Below are 17,370 nucleotides of genomic sequence, written 5' to 3'. Positions count from 1 at the left end.
CGCCAGACAAAGGAGTCATATGGTGAACGAAAAAGAACTCGTTGGGGTTGCAGCAGCCCAATACGTTGAAGATGGTATGGTCGTTGGATTAGGCACAGGCTCAACAGCCTATTACCTGATTACAGAACTAGGCAGACGGATAAAAGAGGAAGGCTTAACCTTTACCGGTGTACCAACCTCCATTCAGTCAGCCGAATTAGCAACCAGTCTAAACATTCCAATAGCCTCATTAAATGATGTCCCAGCCATTGATCTAACAATTGATGGCACAGACGAATTTGATCCGGCCTTAAACGGTATAAAAGGCGGCGGGGGTGCCCATTTAATTGAAAAAATCATCGCCGTTAACAGCAAACGCGTCATTTGGATTTGCGACCACAGCAAGCAAGTAGACCAACTGGGGGCCTTTCCCTTACCTGTAGAGGTGATTCCAGCAGCAAGTCAACACTTATTGTATGCATTTGAGGATAAAAACTATGCTCCGACATTCCGTTTATCACTAGATGGTACTAAATTTGTAACTGATTCAGGTAACTTTATTATTGACCTTCATTTAGAAAAAATAGTAGACGCAGCAAAGTTGGCTGACGATTTGATTCAAATGGTCGGTGTTGTTGAACATGGCTTATTCTTGGGAATAGCGGACAAAGTCTTAATGGCCAATGATGGGCAAGTCGTAGAATTTAATGGGTAGTAAGTGAGTTAAAATCGAGTTAGGAATTTTCCTAGCTCGATTTTTTTTTATGCAGTTTTTATTAAAGGGAAAATATAAATTTAGACTGAAATCGAGTGAATAGGAATGGGGGAAATTTAAGATGAGAAAGGTAGTTTTATAAAGCAGTAAAATATTTTTAAATGGTAGGATTCTGTTGCACTACTTATCTTCAAAATATTATTACTTGATTATATTTTTCTTAAATGCTCAATATCATTGCATATTTTGATAATGATAGGTATTCATAAAAAAACGTCAAAAAATAAGGAAAACCATTTTTTGACGTTCTAATTATAGTATATTCAATTAACTATGCCTGATCATCATCTGAAATCAGAAAACCTTGTACAATCGTAAAAATGATTAACAATAGATACCATAGTATTTTACGGTTTCTTTTTTTCTGTGCCTTACTAGTTGGCATATGCTTAACCCCCTTACAGATAAATAACTTTTTTGGTATGTCTTATTATACCATGAAAAAGATTAAAGTTTAAAGTGATAGCCTATAAATATGTACCCTCTAACATTTTTTACGAAAAATTTCATTTATTGTTATTTTACTATTAAATATGTTTTCTTCACTATGTAGAATGTAGTTGAATGAGCGTAAGTGTTTGCTCATAAAATATAGTGCGAGTTTATATCACACAAAAAGGCGTATTATATTATGGAAATGAGTTTTAGATGGTATGGATAGGACGATCCTGTTACAGTACAACAAATCCGTGAAATCCCAGGTATACAAGGTATCGTTACAGCGATTTACGATATTCCTGTAGGGGAAGTTTGGCCAATGGCGCGTATCGAACAACTTAAGAAAGATGTTGAAGATGCAGGTCTACATATTTCAGTTATCGAATCAGTACCGGTTCAGGAGGATATCAAACAAGGTAAACCTAACCGGGGCTAATTAATCGAAAACTACAAAACGACTTTAACTAACCTGGGTAAAGCAGGAATACCTGTTGCATGTTATAACTTTATACCAGTATTTGACTGGACTCGTTCTGACCTAAACCATGGCTTACCAGATGGTTCTAAATCGTTAGCGTCCATCAAAGAAGTTGTGAACGTATGGATCCAGCTGAAGGTGGCTTATTAATGAACTTTGTTGGTATGTTAACTGACCCCCGTTCATTCATCTCTTACACTCGTCACGAATACTTTCGCCGTTTGTTCTGCGACTATATCGGTGACTTGGTTGAACGTGGTGAAATACCTAATAATGAAGCATTATTAGAAAAATTAATCACTGACGTTTCTTTCAACAACGCAGTACCGTATTTTGACGCTGCTGACGTCGTATCAAAATAAGACTTTTTGGTAAATGATGACTTGTAACTAAAGTATTAACCCAATTGATCGGACAGTTTCCGCTTTTTTTCTGGAAAAATATGTTCAGAATTTCCTAAGAATGCGACAAATGCGGATAGGGAGGGTGAAATATGATAAAATGATAGTTGAGAAAGTACGTTATGCGTATAAAAATGATGTTGGGAGAGTATTGAATATGAACATTGGTATAGATAAACTACATTTCTTCACACCGCATGTCTATGTGGATATGGAAGAACTTGCTGAAGCTAGAGACGTTGAGCCGGCTAAGTTTACAATTGGTTTAGGTCAAACCGAGCAAGCAGTGGCACCCTTAACCCAAGATCCAGTTTCAATGGCAGCTAACGCAGCTTGGCCAATTTTAACAGATGAAGATAAAGAGGCAATTGATTTCATTATTGTGGGATCAGAATCAGGTGTCGACCAATCAAAAGCAATGGCAGTCCATGTGCACCAGCTTTTGGGGATTAACCCATTTGCTCGCGCTATTGAAATGAAAGAGGCGTGTTATGCAGCAACTGTAGGTCTTCAAACTGCTGTAGCCCATATCGCTCGTCATCCAGAGTCAAAAGTGTTGGTGATTGCAACTGATATAGCTAGATACGGCTTGAATACTTCAGGAGAATCAACACAAGGTGCAGGTGCGGTGGCTATGCTAATCAGTAAAGACCCACGCGTTGCAGTTATTAACGACGACGCAGTTTCTTACACAGGAGACATTTACGACTTCTGGCGACCAAATTATGCTACATATGCCCAAGTAGATGGTAAATTCTCTAATGAACAATACCTATCATACTTAGAGACAGTGTGGACTGAATATAAAAAACGGACCAATAAAACTTTAGCTGACTTTAAGGCTTTAGCCTTCCATTTACCTTATTCGAAAATGGGCTTAAAGGGCTTGCGTCAATTATTGCCGGAAGTGGATGAAGCTAAACAAGCAGCCTTAACAGAACAATTTGAAGCCAGCCGCGTCTACAATAAACGGGTTGGAAACATCTATACTGGGTCATTGTATCTAAGTTTAATTTCCTTATTGGATCAAAGCCAAGACCTACAAGCAGGTGATACTATTGGCCTTTATTCATACGGATCAGGCGCAGTAGGTGAGTTCTTCTCTATTACTTTAGTGGAAGGCTTCAAGGGCATGTTAGCTGACGAAAGTCATCAAGCCATGTTAGATAACCGCGTCCAACTATCGGTTGCCGACTACGAATTGATTTTCCAAGAAGAATTACCAACAGATGGTAGTCAATTAGTTTTATCTGAAGATGAAGAGCAATTCCAATTAGCTGGGGTAGAAGGCCACAAACGATTGTATAAATAAAGAAAATCGTTACCTAGAAGAAGTATCAACTTCAAGTGGGTAACGATTTTTTGCTTATTTCGATTATTCTTGTCGTAATTTTTCTAAAATTTCTTTGGCTGCGGCCAGGTTCTTATGGTCAGCGTTTTCTAAGGCCGTCACTACGGCATTAATTTCTTGGTCGCCGTCAGCACCTGCTTGAATGGCCAATGATTTAGCTTGTAACTGCATGTGGCCAGCTTGGATGCCTTCAGTAACAAGGGCCCGAACTGCGGCAAAGTTTTGCGCTAAGCCTAGTGAAACAGCAATTTCCATCAGATGTTTAGCGTCCGATTGACCTAAAATTGACTTGGTTACTTGCACAGTTGGGTGGATCCCAATCGACCCGCCAACAGCCCCTAAGGCTAGCGGTAGGGTGAGTTCACCAGATAAAATTTCTCGGTCACTGTCGTAAGTCCATTTGGCTAAGCCTCGGTATTGGCCGTCTCGAGCTGCGTAGGCATGGACACCCGCTTCAACTGCCCGCCAATCATTTCCAGTGGCCAATACAAAAGCGTCGACCCCGTTCATGATTCCCTTGTTGTGTGTGGTCGCCCGGTAAACATCCACTTGCGCCAACTGGCTAGCTAAAGCGATTTTGCTGGCCACTTCAACCCCGGAAATAGGGCCTTTATCCAGTAAACGGGCCGTAATTTCACAAGACGCCGTTGCCGTCGCTTCAACCGCATAATTGGATAGGATAGCCATCAACCCATCAATATTCGCTATAAAATCCACCTGTCCAAGAATATGCGCCTTCAAAGCCTCCAGCATAGTATTCATCATATTGGCCCCCATCGCCTCCTGAGTGTCTATCGTTAGATACACAATGAAAAAAGAGGCACTACTATCGGTTGCTGGATAGTATTGACTACGGATGGACCGTGCGCCACCACCGCGCCCAACAATGGAAGGGTAGGCTGCATTAGCCACAATCAGTAAATCATCCGCAAATTCTGTCACATACGCTTCAAGGCGTAAGGCCTGCGCGTCATCTTCAAGTCCGGTAAAAGCAATTTGCCCACTCATCAAACGCTGGTTGACCTGGCTTTTAAAACCGCCTGCCTGCTGGATAATTTTACCGCCATTTGAAGCAGCCGCAATCACAGAAGGTTCCTCAGTCACCATAGGAATGTGGATTTCTTGATCGTTTATTAGAAAGTTTAAGGCCAAACCATAGGGAAGTCCGTAGGTTGAAAGGGCATTTTCAATCATATTATCAGCAATTTCAGTGGGTAAACCTTGGCCGTTTTTTAAAAATTCAGCTTGGTCACTAGTGATATGCTCTTGGTCCACTAAGACATCGATACGGTCTTGACGAGACTTTTTATAGTAGGATTTGAATGGATTTTCAGACATGATAACTCCTTTTTCAATAAAGAAACGGACCAGTATACCTAGCCCGCTTGGTTAAAAATAATATATATTATGACGCTTTTTGTAGGTAGATATTATCGTTCATTACATGACCATCAACGATTAAAATGAAAACTTGTCTAAAGTCATCGAAATCAATGCGGTTATCATGGCCTAAAAATTTTAAAGCACTCTTTCTTACGTGAACTTGGCCAATATGGGTTTCTAGTACCTCGTCGTAGGCGGAAAAATCCGTCTCATTGGTCCGCAAAACCAGGTCAACTTCCTGTTCATTAGAAATATGTAAATATTGTGTATCATTTAAACAAATATGTTCAAATTGTGATAATGATTGCAATTTATTGATCGCTTTATTCGAAAAAAATAGCTTCAAATTTCATCCCCCCATAGGCCTCAAAATAAAAGAATGCAAAAAATACGTTCTTAAGAATATATCATATTGATGATATTAATACAATAGTGTGGTTTTGATGAACCAGCGCTCAATTCTATTATACAATAAGTAAGAACGATTATAAAATGTTTGGGTTACCACTTGCTAAAGATGCAAGATTAGCATATACTAAAAGAAATAATATACTTGTGTGCACTAGGGGAGCTTTTGCTGAGATGTTTAAAAACAGACCCTCATAACTTGATCCGGTTTATACTGGCGAAAGGAAGTGTTCAATAGCCATTTGTTGGTGAATGATTTAATGCGTTAAATCGTTGAATACATTGAGAGGTCGTGTTTGTCACAATTGTGATAGATGCGATTTTTTTATTTGCTTTGATGATATTTCAAAATAGCTTTCAATGTGCTTACAAAGGAATGGAGAAGAAGAAATGAGATCAGTTAAGTTAAATGAAAATATCGAGGCTGCTATTGCAGCAGTAATTGCTTTTATAGTATCAATGATACCGATTGAAATTGGCCCAAGCTTTGGGGTCCAAATTTCACTAGCCATTATTTATATTGTAGCGTTTAGAAGAGGGATTCGTGCTGGTTTATTGTCAGGATTCTTGTTAGGACTGATTAAATTTATTTCTGGATTTGCCAGTATTTTAACACCAGTACAAGGTATCATAGAATATATATTTGCCTTTGCCTTAGCTGGATTAGCGGGTATTTTTGCCCTACAAATCCAAGAAGCAGCAAAGAATAACCATGAAAAAAACTTATTCCTATATGTAGGACTAGCAACTTTCATCGCCATATTTGCAGAATACTTTGTCCACTTCCTAGCCGGTGTAGCTTTTTGGGGCCAATTCGCACCAGAAGGCATGAGCCCATGGGTATACTCAGGTGTAATGAACGCCATGTCAGGACTTGCGACATGGGGCGCGTGCTATGCTATTTCTTACCTACTAATCAAAACCAATAAGAAAATTATCCTAGTTGAAAAATAAATATCCGCAAGCAAAACAGGGCCGTGACGTAGAAATCACGCCCTGTTTTTTGATGCATGTAGTTATTTGGTTAATGACGTAAATTCTTTGAAAATGTGCAGTGCAAATGCAAAACTTTGGTAATTATTGTTCTTAAATAATGCGTTACGTAGCGTTATCAATCTTGTGTTGAATAGCGGAGTAGCGTACGAGTGGTTTGACACTGTTTTTGAGAGCGAATGGATAGAATTATTAAATCGAATTAATATATTGACGGTAAAATGACTTGAAATAATATCCTTAGGGAGTGCAGAGTAAGGCAACGTTTCATGTAACCCCTAATTGTCCAAAATAAACTAGATTTTTCAAAATGATCTACAGTTAAAAGAAATTTTAAGTACAGTTTTTTCGAATAGCATTCCCGATATAGGTTGAAACTTACCTGGCATGCCGTCGCAGTGAAGTAGGATAGTCAGCCAAGCCCTTAGACTAAGGCTAAGGACTTGGCCCCGATGGATTTAAGGGCATGACAGGTAAAGTGAAAGCCGAAGAATTTCTAATTTTTAAAGAAAACAAAAAACCAGAGTGAAATAAATCACTCCGGTTCTTATGTAATGAAAGGAATTGAAAAAATATTAGTTTTCAGTATCTTCTACAATTTGGCCTTCTTTTTCATCGATTAATTCTGGTTCAGCAACCTCTGCATCTGGGTCAACTTCTTCTGGCTCTTCAACTGGAGCAGAAATAGCTACAACAACCTCTTCAGCATCTGTTACTAATTCAATATCGCTAGCAAGTTTTAAGTCACCAGCAGTTACTGAGTCACCAATAGCTAAGCCTGTAACGTCAACTTCAACTGAATCTGGCGCAGTTGCTGGGTCAGCAACAACGTTAATTTCAAGTGTTGTCGTAGAAGCTACACCTTCTTGATCTGCTAAAGCATCTTCGTTAACAATAACGATAGATAATGGCATTTCAAGTTTTTGGCCTTTTTTGATTGCTTGTAAAGAAATGTTGTAGATAGTTGGTTTCAACGCTGATTGTGAAATTTCACGTACGTAAACTGTATGTGTCTTACCATCTAACTCTAAATCAAATACTGAGTTAAGACCTAATTCACGACGAATTTGTTCTACATCAGATACTGACAATGAGATGTTAACTGGATCTAAGTCACTTGCGTACACAACGCCGGGAACTAAGTCTTCTTTACGTAATTGTTTAGCTGCTGAAGTACCAGCGCCATCACGTTTTTGAGCTGTAAATTTCATTCGAATACCTCCTGAGTATATACGTTTGTATTTACGTTTCCTACAATTTAAAAATTTAGAAACACACTTAATGTTAACATATATGAGTAATAAAATCTATTTTAAGCTATAAACATGCAATAATTCATTTGGATTGTCTAATAAGAGAATTATGAGAAAAGTAGCCCACACTGCCATAAAGGGACCTTCTGTGGTAAAATGAAGCAAATATAAAGAGTGACTGGTATGGATAAAAAGGGTAAAACGAGTCGCTTAGGAGGAATATGATGCAATTTAAAAGTACACGTAACCAGGATAATATCGTGACAGCTTCACAAGCCATTGTTCAAGGATTGGCAACTGATGGCGGGCTTTACGTCCCAACAGAATGGCCTAGCATTGACCTTGATTGGTCTGAATTAAAAGAGATGACCTACCAAGAATTGGCTTATTTTGTTATGTCTATCTTTTTTGATGACTTTTCTGAAGCAGATTTAAAAGCTTGTATTGATGGTGCTTACGATGAAAAATTCGATACAGATGTAATTGCGCCATTAGCAAAAGTTGGCGAAGACTACTATTTAGAATTATTCCATGGTCCAACGATTGCCTTTAAAGACCTAGCGCTACAAATCTTACCTCATTTAATGAAAAAATCAGCTGAAATGAATGCCAACGACAAAGAGATTGCCATTTTGACAGCTACTTCAGGCGACACTGGTAAGGCAGCAATGGCTGGATTCGCAGATGTACCAGGTACAAAAATTATTGTCTTCTACCCGCAAGGTGGGGTTTCTACCATTCAAGAAAAACAAATGGTAACACAAAAAGGGGGCAACACATTTGTGGTGGCAATTGAAGGGAACTTTGATGATGCGCAAACAGAAGTAAAACGCTTATTTAACGATGAAGCTTTACGCGCTGATTTAGCGGCAGAAAACATCCAATTCTCATCAGCGAACTCAATGAATATCGGGCGCTTAATTCCGCAAGTGGTGTACTACTTCTACGCATATGCCCAATTAGTGAAACACGAAGAAATTGAAGCGGGCAGTCCGGTCAACTTTGTGGTCCCAACAGGAAACTTCGGGGACATCTTAGCTGGTTACTATGCACAAAAATTAGGCCTACCAGTTGGTAAATTGGTTTGTGCTTCAAACGATAACACTGTCTTATACGACTTCTTCAACACAGGCGTTTACGACAAAAACCGTGAGTTCAAGTTAACTATTTCGCCATCAATGGACATCTTAGTTTCAAGTAACTTCGAACGGATGTTATTCCACGCTTTAGGGGATGACGTGGCCCAATTGTCAGGCTTGATGAATGACCTAGATCAAAAAGGGCGGTACGAATTCCCAGCTGAACTGAGCGAGAAATTTGCATCCTTCCTTGGCGAATTTGCCGACGAGGACCAAACTAAAGCTGAAATTGACCGCGTATACCAAGAATACGATTATTTAATGGATCCGCATACTGGTGTTGCATCAGCGAGTCTACAAAAATTGAAAGCCAAAGATGCCCTAAGTGGACCGAGCGTTGTTGTGTCAACAGCTAGCCCATACAAGTTCCCGCAAGCTGTTTTGACAGCTATTGGACAAGGTGTTGAAAATGCGACTGACGATGAATTGGTAGCCAACATTAAATCTGCAGGAAACCGCGATTATCCAAATGCCATCAAAGAAATCCAAATTGCTGAAGTACGCCACAACCGTGTGTCGACTGTAGCGGATATGAAGGAAACAGTTGTGGGTATTTTAACTAGAGAATAAGTCAATTGGAAAGTGTAGGAGACCATGCTTAAAGGATTAAATTTAACAGTCGTTGTCACAGGCGGCATCGCAGCGTATAAAATCCCAGATTTTGTCCGTACCCTCATTAAAGCAGGGGCTAATGTGCGCGTTGCCTTGACACCGTCTGCCAAGCAATTTGTCACACCATATACCTTTGAAGTCCTAACCAAATATCCACCATTAGTTGAAGGTGTCCACTGCCCGGATACCGTGGCCCATATCGCTTTAGCCGATTGGACTGACTACGCCATCGTTATGCCAGCAACCGCCAATACAATTGGGAAATTTGCCAATGGCATTGCGGATAACGAAGCATTGTCCATGATGTTGGCGCTCAATTCGCCACTTTTATTTATCCCGGCGATGAACGAGAAAATGTGGGCCAACAAGGCTACTCAACGTAACATAAGCCAACTCCGTTTAGACGGCCACATTGTGGTTGAACCAGATACCGGCTTCCTAGCTGAAGGTTACGAGGGGAAAGGTCGGATGCCAGCACCTGAAGCTGTATTCCAAGCCCTATTAGCCTATATTGCCATCGATAAGCAGGGGCAAACTCTTGATTTAACCGGGCATAAACTACTGGTATCAGCTGGCGGGACTACAGAGAAATTAGACCCCGTCCGATTCTTGACCAACCGTTCTTCTGGCAAAATGGGTTTGGCTATCGCCAATGCGGCCGCACTAGCTGGCGGACAAGTGACCCTAGTCCGTACTGACCACGCTAAAAATCTGCCTGTTCTACCCGGCATAGAAGTGGTCACCATCGAATCAGCTCAAGAATTGTATGACACCATGCACAAACATGTCACAGACAAGGATATTGTTATCATGTCTGCCGCTGTATCTGACTATCGATCTGCCCATCCAGCTGATCAAAAAATGAAAAAAGACCAGCTATCTAATCAAGATGGGTTGACCATTCAATTGGCCGAAAATCCTGATATTTTAGCTAGTTTGCCTAAAGAAGGCCATTATACAGTGGGTTTTGCAGCTGAAACTCAAAAGGTGATTGAATATGGCCGCAACAAATTATTTAAAAAAGGGGTCGACATGATTGTCGCTAATGACGTTTCAGACCAAACAATTGGCTTCAATACAGATGACAACCAAGTGACTTTAATCACTAAAGATAGTGAACGACCTTTAGAAAGACAAAGTAAAATCGGTGTAGCAGTTGAATTGTTAGCCCGTATACAAGATGAAATCAAATAACGCAAAAAAATGATGCCGGAATTAAAATCCGACATCATTTTTTTATATATACATAAGTAATTAAACTTAAATTACTCGTCGCCTAACAAGTTGGTATGCTCGTCAAGGGCGAATGGTGTTTCTTCACTGATGTGATCGTAGAACATGATCCCATTTAAGTGGTCAATTTCATGTTGCAATACGATGGCTGGGTAGCCAGAGAAACGTTTCTTATATTCGTTACCGTCAATATCGTTGTAAGTAACTGTAATGCGGGCGTGACGAGGGACATAACCTGGTACGTCGCGGTCAACGGATAAACAACCTTCACCTTCGCGAAGACAAACACCTTCAACAGAGTGGCTGACAACGCGTGGGTTTAGGAATACACCGTTTAATAGTGGCTCGGCATTTTCTGGATCCATTAAGTCTGGTACTAATAGGGCAGTCATTTGAATAGATACATCTAATTGTGGCGCAGCAATCCCAACACCACCACGTAAACCATATTTTTCAGCTAATTCTTCATCTTGGCTATTGCGTAAAAACTCCATCATATCATCCGCTAACTGACGAATTTCATCAGAAACTGGGAAAGTAATTTTTTCAGCTTTCTTTCGTAAGGTAGGATGTCCTTCGCGAATAATGTCTTTCATAGTAATCATCTGAACAACTCCTTTTCTTCTATCATAACTGATATATTTTCTCATAAAAAGTCCCTGAATGCAAAAATACCAAATCATGTATTCTTATTCACGAGATGTAACAGAAGATAAAAATAGACTAGTACAGTTGGTAAACACCTTAAAAACATTTGTTTTCTTAATGCGTTGAAAAATCCTATTATTTGGCAAAAGATAAAGATTACTACAAAATTAACAATGGAAGGGGTTTCTAATTGCGGTTTCTGTATTATAATAGATTTTGTTGCAAAAATTGCAAAAAGATTGAAAAGGCTCGCATGATTTGATAAAGTAAATCAGTAAGGTAAATAAAATAACACAGATTAACGATAGTATGTGTAATTTTTATAAAAGAGAGGAATGTGTTACAAATGGCTAAATTACCAGTGGATTATGAAGCGCAGCTAGATGCTATCAGTGCTCAATTTCAAATGGTTCAAATTTTAGATGAAGATGGAAATGTTGTTAACCCTGACATCATGCCTGATTTATCAGATGAAGAATTAGTTGAGTTAATGAAACGGTTGGTTTTCTCACGTACACTTCATGAACGCTCAATGGCATTGGCAAAACAAGGTCGTTTAGGTTTCTACGCGCCTACTTTAGGTCAAGAAGCTTCTCAAATGGCAAGTTCTTATGCATTTACAAAAGATGACTGGTTGTTCCCAGGATATCGTGATATCCCTCAATTAATCGCTCACGGTTTAAAAATCTCTCAAGCATTCTTATGGTCTCGTGGACATGTTGAAGGTAACAACTACCCAGCTGATCTAAATGCATTGCCGCCACAAATTATCATCGGTGCACAATATATTCAAGCGATGGGTTCTGCACGTGCACAAAAATTAAATGGTGACAAAGCTGTAACATTTACATATACAGGTGACGGTGGTTCATCTCAAGGTGATGTATACGAAGGTATGAACTATGCTTCTCGGTATAAGGCACCAGTCGTATTCTTTATCCAAAACAACGGTTTTGCAATCTCAACACCTCGTTACAAACAAACAGCTGCTGAAACTTTAGCACAAAAAGCTGTATCTGTAGGTATCCCAGGTATTCAAGTAGACGGTAACGATGCTTTAGCAGTTTACGCTGTATCTAAACAAGCACGAGAATGGGCATTAGCTGGTAATGGACCTGTTTTAATTGAAACAGTTACAAACCGTTTAGGCGCTCATTCTACTTCAGGTGATGATCCTAAGATCTACCGTACGCAAGAAGACATCGACAGCTGGACTAAACGTGAACCGTTAATCCGTATGCGTGTATTCTTAGAAGGAAAAGGCCTATGGTCTGAAGAAATCGAAAATGAATATGTAGAACAAGTTCGTGAAGAAATCAAAGAAGCTGCGAAAGAAGCTGACATGGCACCTAAACAAACAGTTACTCAATTCTTAGAAAACATGTTCGAAGTGCCTGGACAAAATATTCAAGAACAAATTGAAGCATATTCAGCAAAGGAGGCTAAATAATTATGGCTAACTTAACAATGATCGAAGCAATCACTGAAGCGCTAGACCAAGAAATGGCTCGTGATGAAAAAGTATATATTTTTGGTGAAGACGTTGGTAAAAACGGTGGTGTTTTCCGTGCGACCAAAGGATTATTCGACAAATATGGCGAAGAACGTTTAAGCGATACACCATTATCTGAATCAGCTATCGGTGGTATGGCAATTGGTATGGCATTACACGGATTCCGTCCAGTGATGGAAATCCAATTCTTTGGTTTCGTATTTGAAGTATTTGACTCAATTGCTGGTCAAATGAACCGTACACGTTTCCGTATGGGCCAAACTCGTAACTTACCCATCACTATCCGTTCACCATTTGGTGGTGGTGTGCATACACCAGAAATGCATGCGGACTCATTAGAAGGTTTAATGGCACAGACACCTGGCTTGAAAGTTGTTATTCCATCAAACCCACGCGATGCAAAAGGTTTATTAACAGCTGCTATTCGTGATAACGACCCAGTATTATTCTTAGAACATATGAAACTTTACCGTTCATTCCGTGAAGAAGTGCCTGAAGAACAATACGAGTTAGAAATTGGTAAAGCTAACCTAGTTCAAGAAGGTTCTGATGTAACAATCATTGCTTATGGCTACATGGTTCGTGAAGCAATCAAAGCGGCTGAAGAATTAGGTAAAAATGGCGTTTCTGCTGAAATCGTTGACTTACGTACAGTTTCTCCATTGGATATGGAAACAATTACAAAATCAGTTGAAAAAACTGGTCGCGTAGTAATCGTACAAGAAGCACAACGTCAAGCAGGTGTTGCCGATAAAGTAGCTTCAGAAATTTCTCAACGTAGCATTCTATCTCTAGAAGAACCTATTAAAGTTATAGCTGCGCCAGATACAGTTTTCCCATTTGGTATGGCTGAAAATGCTTGGTTACCAAATGCAACTGACATTGTTGCAGCTGCTAACGAAATTACAGGTAAATAGCAATTAGGGGCGTGACACCAATGTTAAAGCCCCTTTATTACTTGTTAAAATATAAACTTTAAGCTCAAATTAGAAGGGATGAATAAAAAATATGGCCTTTGTATTTAATTTACCAGATGTCGGCGAAGGTATGGCGGAAGGCGAAATCGTTTCATGGCTAGTAGCTGTAGGCGACCAAGTCAACGAAGAAGATCCAATCGTTGAAATCCAAAACGATAAATCAGTAGAAGAAATTTACTCACCAGTTTCAGGTAAGGTAACTGAATTACATTACAGTGAAGGTGATGTTGCCATTGTTGGTACACCATTAATCACTTTTGAAGGTGAAGGATTAGAAGACAACGCAGCTGCATCAGCGCCTGCAGAAGAAGCTGCACCAGCAGCGGAAGCACCAGCTGCACCTGCAACAGGTGGGGGCGTATACCAATTCACTTTACCAGACGTTGGTGAAGGTATGGCTGAAGGTGAAATCGTTTCTTGGTTGGTTGCTGAAGGTGACGAAGTAAATGAAGAAGATTCATTAGTTGAAATCCAAAACGATAAATCAGTTGAAGAAGTAGCTTCTCCTGTAACAGGTAAGATCGTTCGTATCTTAGTTGAAGCTGGAACTGTTGCTAACGTCGGTGATGTATTAGCTGAAATCGATGCACCTGGTCATAACTCAGAAGCATCAGCACCAGTTTCTACTCCAGAATCACCTGCACAAGAAACTAAAGCGGCAGATCCAGCAGCTGGCATATCTACAAACACATCGGCTGGTAATGTACCAGTTGCTTCAGACCCTAACAAACGCGTATTAGCAATGCCTTCTGTACGTCAATTTGCTCGTGAGCAAGGTGCTGACATTACAGCTGTTGCTGGTACTGGTAAAAATGGTCGTGTCTTACGTGAAGATATTGCCAACTTTAACGGCGCAGCAGCTGTTGCACCTGAAGCACCTGCTACTGAAACTGCACCAGCAGCAGCGACAACAGAAGCACCAGCAGCTAAACCAGCTAAGAAAGCTGCCGCAGTTGCTGACAACTCAGACCGCGTAGAACGTATCAAGATGACACCAATGCGTAAAGCAATCGCTAAAGCAATGGATACTGCTAACCATACAGCACCATCTGTTACATTGTTCAAAGACGTTGAAGTTTCTAAATTATGGGATCACCGTAAGAAGTTTAAGAACATTGCGGCTGAACGTGGTACTAAATTGACATTCTTACCATACGCAGTTAAAGCTTTAATTGCTGCAGTTAAGAAATACCCTCAATTGAACGCGTCAGTTGACGATGCAAGCCAAGAGTTTGTACATAAACATTACTACAACATTGGTATCGCAACAGATACAGATGCTGGTTTATACGTACCAAACATCAAGAATGCAGACACTCGTTCAATGTTTGATATCGCTGATATCATCAACGAAAATGCTGCTAAAGCACACGCTGGCGAACTTAAAGGTCCAGAGATGGCTGACGGTACAGTTTCTATTTCTAACATCGGTTCTGTTGGTGGAGAATTCTTTACACCAATCTTAAACTACCCAGAAACAGCGATCTTAGGTTTCGGTGCAATCAAATCTGAACCAGTAGTTAACGCTGATGGTGAAGTTGTTGCTGGTCGCGTATTGAAATTATCATTAACATTTGACCACCGTATCGTTGATGGTGCAACAGGTCAACAAGCGCTTAATGAAATCGCTCGTTTAATGGCTGACCCTGAATTATTATTAATGGAAGGATGATTTTAGAATGGTAGTAGGTGCATTCGCAATTGAATTAGATACAGTTGTTGTTGGTTCTGGACCTGGTGGCTATGTAGCTGCCATCCGTGCCGCGCAATTGGGGCAAAAAGTAGCTATCGTTGAACGTGAGTTCATCGGTGGTGTCTGCTTAAACGTTGGATGTATTCCATCTAAAGCCTTGATCCAAGCTGGTCATGCTTATCATAACGCTAAAGGCGGCGACGCTGTCTTTGGTGTAACTTCTGGTGACGTTAAATTAGACTTCGCGCAAACACAGGACTGGAAGAACAATACAGTAGTAAATACTTTAACTTCTGGTGTTGAAATGTTACTTAAAAAGAATAAAGTTGAAATCATCCGTGGTGAAGCTTACTTCAACAACGAAAATGAATTTACTGTAATGGGTGATGATGATTCTCATCAATTATACTCATTCAACAACGCAATCGTTGCAACAGGTTCTACACCAATCCAAATCCCTGGATTCAAATTTGGTGGCCGTGTTGTAGATTCAACAGGCGCTTTAAACTTTGAAGAAGTTCCTGAAAGCTTAGTTGTTATCGGTGGTGGGGTTATCGGTTCTGAATTAGGTATGGCTTACGCTAACCTAGGCTCTAAGGTGACAATCTTAGAAGGTTCTCCTCAATTATTACCAACATTTGAAAAAGATATGGTAAAAGTTGTAGAAAAAGAAATGAAGAACATCGGTATCGAAACAACTGTCAACGCTATGGCGAAAGAAGCCGTAGACAACGGTGACTCAGTAACAGTTAAGTACGAAGTTAAAGGTGAAGCTAAAGAAATCACTGCTGACTACGTATTAGTATCTGTTGGTCGTCGTGCGAATACTGCTGATTTAGGTTTAGAAGCAATTGGGATTGAGTTAACTGAACGTGGTTTAGTGAAAGTTGATAATCAAGGCCGTACTTCAGTGAAAAACTTCTTCGCAATTGGTGATATCACACCCGGTGCTGCTTTAGCGCATAAAGCATCTTACGAAGGTAAGATTGCTGCAGAAGCGATCTCTGGTAAACCAGCAGCTATCGACTACAAAGTGATGCCATCTGTAGCTTACACTACACCTGAATTAGCTTCTTACGGTTTAACTGAAAAAGAAGCTAAAGATCAAGGTTTAGACGTGAAAACTGTGAAATTCCCACTAGCGGGTAACGGTCGTGCATTATCATTAAACGCTGGCCAAGGTTTCATCCGTTTAGTAGCGACTAAAGAAGATGACGTATTAGTTGGCGCGCAAATGGTTGGTATCTCCGCTTCAGACGTTATGGCTGAAGTTGGTTTAGCAATCGAAGCAGGTATGAACGCAAAAGACATCGCCTTAACAATCCACGGTCACCCTACATTATCTGAAGCTGTAATGGATGCAGCTGAAGGATTATTGGGTATGCCAATTCACATGTAGGCCATTTTAATGAATCACAATTTGAATATTCAGACGAGAAAATCCCGTGTAAGTTTAACTTACGCGGGATTATTTTTTTGACCTTATCCCAAATGAGTTCTCTGAGTTTTATATTAAAAAAAGCCTCTAAAAGAAATTTGAATAAAGGTAAAAGGAAAGCCAACCAATATCAGCCTCAAATATAAACTAGCATCTGCCATAATAGTTTGAGCTCCTTGTGCAATATTTGCAGAAAACTAGGCGTAAAGATCAGTCCAAAGGTTAAAGCAAATGCGAATGGTATAGCGCCAAATAATAGGGTACCAGCATTAAAGTGCAATGAAAACTTGAAAAACTGATGGCTAAGTTATCTCTTTTACATATTTTCCGCTATAATAAAGATGAAAACAAAAGCGGAGGAATACGATGACTAACAATTATCAATATCCGATCGATTTAGATTGGACGAGTGAAGAAATGGCGATTGTGGTAAAAATGTGGAATGGCTTGGAACAAGCTTATGAATCAAGCATCAACCGCGAAGAATTGTTGAGTAGATATAAGGCTTTTAAGCAAGTTGTGCCAAGCAAAATGGAAGAAAAACAGTTAGGCAATAGCTTTGAAAAGATTTCTGGCTACCAACTTTATGGCACGATCAAAAAAGCTAAAAATTTAGAAACAAAATCCATTTCAATGCCATAAGGGTGAAATGGTAAAG

Annotated in this window: 15 protein-coding genes, 1 pseudogene and 1 riboswitch; of the genes and pseudogenes, 12 read left to right on the top strand and 4 right to left on the bottom strand. The window is 39.9% G+C overall.

Annotated elements, in window-relative coordinates:
• Nucleotides 1-19: 19 nt before the first annotated feature.
• The 4 genes and pseudogenes from rpiA (at nucleotide 20) to ACUW85_RS03710 (ending at nucleotide 3,383) form a co-directional block, all read left to right on the top strand.
• Entirely contained in the window at nucleotides 20-694 is a 675-nt protein-coding gene (rpiA, locus tag ACUW85_RS03725; RefSeq protein ID WP_149256557.1) for a ribose-5-phosphate isomerase RpiA, read from the top strand.
• A 745-nt stretch (nucleotides 695-1,439) separates the two neighbouring features.
• A pseudogene (locus ACUW85_RS03720) lies at nucleotides 1,440-1,778 on the top strand (mannonate dehydratase); the annotation flags it as partial.
• A 14-nt stretch (nucleotides 1,779-1,792) separates the two neighbouring features.
• Nucleotides 1,793-2,032 carry a glucuronate isomerase gene (locus ACUW85_RS03715; protein ID WP_182023250.1) on the top strand — a complete coding sequence of 80 codons (240 nt, stop codon included), beginning with the start codon at nucleotides 1,793-1,795 and terminating at the stop codon, nucleotides 2,030-2,032.
• A 196-nt stretch (nucleotides 2,033-2,228) separates the two neighbouring features.
• Nucleotides 2,229-3,383: a hydroxymethylglutaryl-CoA synthase gene (locus ACUW85_RS03710; protein ID WP_149256215.1), complete on the top strand. Its 1,155-nt coding sequence runs from the start codon at nucleotides 2,229-2,231 to the stop codon at nucleotides 3,381-3,383.
• A gap of 63 nt (nucleotides 3,384-3,446) precedes the next feature.
• On the opposite strand, the gene ACUW85_RS03705 is transcribed toward ACUW85_RS03710, so the two are convergent.
• Together ACUW85_RS03705 and ACUW85_RS03700 are read right to left on the bottom strand one after the other, a co-directional pair.
• Nucleotides 3,447-4,760 carry a hydroxymethylglutaryl-CoA reductase, degradative gene (locus tag ACUW85_RS03705; RefSeq protein WP_149256216.1) on the bottom strand — a complete coding sequence of 438 codons (1,314 nt, stop codon included), beginning with the start codon at nucleotides 4,758-4,760 and terminating at the stop codon, nucleotides 3,447-3,449.
• A 67-nt stretch (nucleotides 4,761-4,827) separates the two neighbouring features.
• Nucleotides 4,828-5,151, bottom strand: a complete 324-nt coding sequence (locus ACUW85_RS03700; protein ID WP_149256217.1) for an iron-sulfur cluster biosynthesis family protein — start codon at nucleotides 5,149-5,151, stop codon at nucleotides 4,828-4,830.
• A 208-nt stretch (nucleotides 5,152-5,359) separates the two neighbouring features.
• Nucleotides 5,360-5,456, top strand: a riboswitch (TPP riboswitch).
• Nucleotides 5,457-5,603: 147 nt separating this feature from the next.
• Between ACUW85_RS03700 and thiT the strand changes: the two genes are divergently transcribed.
• A complete protein-coding gene (gene thiT / locus ACUW85_RS03695) occupies nucleotides 5,604-6,167 on the top strand; it encodes an energy-coupled thiamine transporter ThiT (RefSeq protein WP_016896470.1) in 564 nt (187 codons plus the stop codon).
• A 614-nt stretch (nucleotides 6,168-6,781) separates the two neighbouring features.
• On the opposite strand, the gene ACUW85_RS03690 is transcribed toward thiT, so the two are convergent.
• Complete coding sequence (locus ACUW85_RS03690) at nucleotides 6,782-7,417, bottom strand: 50S ribosomal protein L25 (protein ID WP_016896471.1); 636 nt, start codon at nucleotides 7,415-7,417, stop codon at nucleotides 6,782-6,784.
• Nucleotides 7,418-7,683: 266 nt separating this feature from the next.
• Between ACUW85_RS03690 and thrC the strand changes: the two genes are divergently transcribed.
• Together thrC and coaBC are read left to right on the top strand one after the other, a co-directional pair.
• Nucleotides 7,684-9,168 carry a threonine synthase gene (gene thrC / locus ACUW85_RS03685; protein WP_182023249.1) on the top strand — a complete coding sequence of 495 codons (1,485 nt, stop codon included), beginning with the start codon at nucleotides 7,684-7,686 and terminating at the stop codon, nucleotides 9,166-9,168.
• A 24-nt stretch (nucleotides 9,169-9,192) separates the two neighbouring features.
• Nucleotides 9,193-10,404, top strand: coding sequence for a bifunctional phosphopantothenoylcysteine decarboxylase/phosphopantothenate--cysteine ligase CoaBC (coaBC, locus tag ACUW85_RS03680; protein WP_182023248.1), 1,212 nt, complete (start codon nucleotides 9,193-9,195; stop codon nucleotides 10,402-10,404).
• Nucleotides 10,405-10,475: 71 nt separating this feature from the next.
• Here the strand turns inward: coaBC and def are convergent, their stop codons facing one another.
• On the bottom strand, nucleotides 10,476-11,048 hold the full coding sequence (def, locus tag ACUW85_RS03675) for a peptide deformylase (protein ID WP_016896703.1): 573 nt from the start codon (nucleotides 11,046-11,048) through the stop codon (nucleotides 10,476-10,478).
• 389 nt (nucleotides 11,049-11,437) lie between these two features.
• On the opposite strand from def, the gene pdhA reads away from it, so the two are divergent.
• The 5 genes from pdhA (at nucleotide 11,438) to ACUW85_RS03650 (ending at nucleotide 17,354) form a co-directional block, all read left to right on the top strand.
• On the top strand, nucleotides 11,438-12,541 hold the full coding sequence (pdhA, locus tag ACUW85_RS03670; RefSeq protein ID WP_182023247.1) for a pyruvate dehydrogenase (acetyl-transferring) E1 component subunit alpha: 1,104 nt from the start codon (nucleotides 11,438-11,440) through the stop codon (nucleotides 12,539-12,541).
• 2 nt (nucleotides 12,542-12,543) lie between these two features.
• Complete coding sequence (locus tag ACUW85_RS03665) at nucleotides 12,544-13,521, top strand: alpha-ketoacid dehydrogenase subunit beta (protein WP_154838081.1); 978 nt, start codon at nucleotides 12,544-12,546, stop codon at nucleotides 13,519-13,521.
• Between the two features lie 91 nt (nucleotides 13,522-13,612).
• Nucleotides 13,613-15,253, top strand: coding sequence for a 2-oxo acid dehydrogenase subunit E2 (locus ACUW85_RS03660; RefSeq protein WP_182023246.1), 1,641 nt, complete (start codon nucleotides 13,613-13,615; stop codon nucleotides 15,251-15,253).
• A gap of 7 nt (nucleotides 15,254-15,260) precedes the next feature.
• Nucleotides 15,261-16,673: a dihydrolipoyl dehydrogenase gene (lpdA, locus tag ACUW85_RS03655; RefSeq protein ID WP_149256224.1), complete on the top strand. Its 1,413-nt coding sequence runs from the start codon at nucleotides 15,261-15,263 to the stop codon at nucleotides 16,671-16,673.
• A gap of 405 nt (nucleotides 16,674-17,078) precedes the next feature.
• Nucleotides 17,079-17,354: a UPF0223 family protein gene (locus ACUW85_RS03650; RefSeq protein WP_149256225.1), complete on the top strand. Its 276-nt coding sequence runs from the start codon at nucleotides 17,079-17,081 to the stop codon at nucleotides 17,352-17,354.
• Nucleotides 17,355-17,370 lie beyond the last annotated feature (16 nt).

The sequence above is a fragment of the Aerococcus sp. 150760013-2 genome, assembly GCF_053627715.1.
Note: the sequence above shows the minus strand (reverse complement) of the source record. Positions and strands in the feature narration are given on the sequence as shown.

Bases quoted from the DNA above. Each gene is read 5' to 3' on its own strand.
- rpiA (WP_149256557.1), top strand. From the start codon at position 20: ATGGTGAACGAAAAAGAACTCGTTGGGGTTGCAGCAGCCCAATACGTT.
- ACUW85_RS03715 (WP_182023250.1), top strand. From the start codon at position 1,793: ATGGATCCAGCTGAAGGTGGCTTATTAATGAACTTTGTTGGTATGTTA.
- ACUW85_RS03710 (WP_149256215.1), top strand. From the start codon at position 2,229: ATGAACATTGGTATAGATAAACTACATTTCTTCACACCGCATGTCTAT.
- ACUW85_RS03705 (WP_149256216.1), bottom strand. From the start codon at position 4,760: ATGTCTGAAAATCCATTCAAATCCTACTATAAAAAGTCTCGTCAAGAC.
- thiT (WP_016896470.1), top strand. From the start codon at position 5,604: ATGAGATCAGTTAAGTTAAATGAAAATATCGAGGCTGCTATTGCAGCA.
- ACUW85_RS03690 (WP_016896471.1), bottom strand. From the start codon at position 7,417: ATGAAATTTACAGCTCAAAAACGTGATGGCGCTGGTACTTCAGCAGCT.
- thrC (WP_182023249.1), top strand. From the start codon at position 7,684: ATGCAATTTAAAAGTACACGTAACCAGGATAATATCGTGACAGCTTCA.
- coaBC (WP_182023248.1), top strand. From the start codon at position 9,193: ATGCTTAAAGGATTAAATTTAACAGTCGTTGTCACAGGCGGCATCGCA.
- def (WP_016896703.1), bottom strand. From the start codon at position 11,048: ATGATTACTATGAAAGACATTATTCGCGAAGGACATCCTACCTTACGA.
- pdhA (WP_182023247.1), top strand. From the start codon at position 11,438: ATGGCTAAATTACCAGTGGATTATGAAGCGCAGCTAGATGCTATCAGT.
- ACUW85_RS03665 (WP_154838081.1), top strand. From the start codon at position 12,544: ATGGCTAACTTAACAATGATCGAAGCAATCACTGAAGCGCTAGACCAA.
- ACUW85_RS03660 (WP_182023246.1), top strand. From the start codon at position 13,613: ATGGCCTTTGTATTTAATTTACCAGATGTCGGCGAAGGTATGGCGGAA.
- lpdA (WP_149256224.1), top strand. From the start codon at position 15,261: ATGGTAGTAGGTGCATTCGCAATTGAATTAGATACAGTTGTTGTTGGT.
- ACUW85_RS03650 (WP_149256225.1), top strand. From the start codon at position 17,079: ATGACTAACAATTATCAATATCCGATCGATTTAGATTGGACGAGTGAA.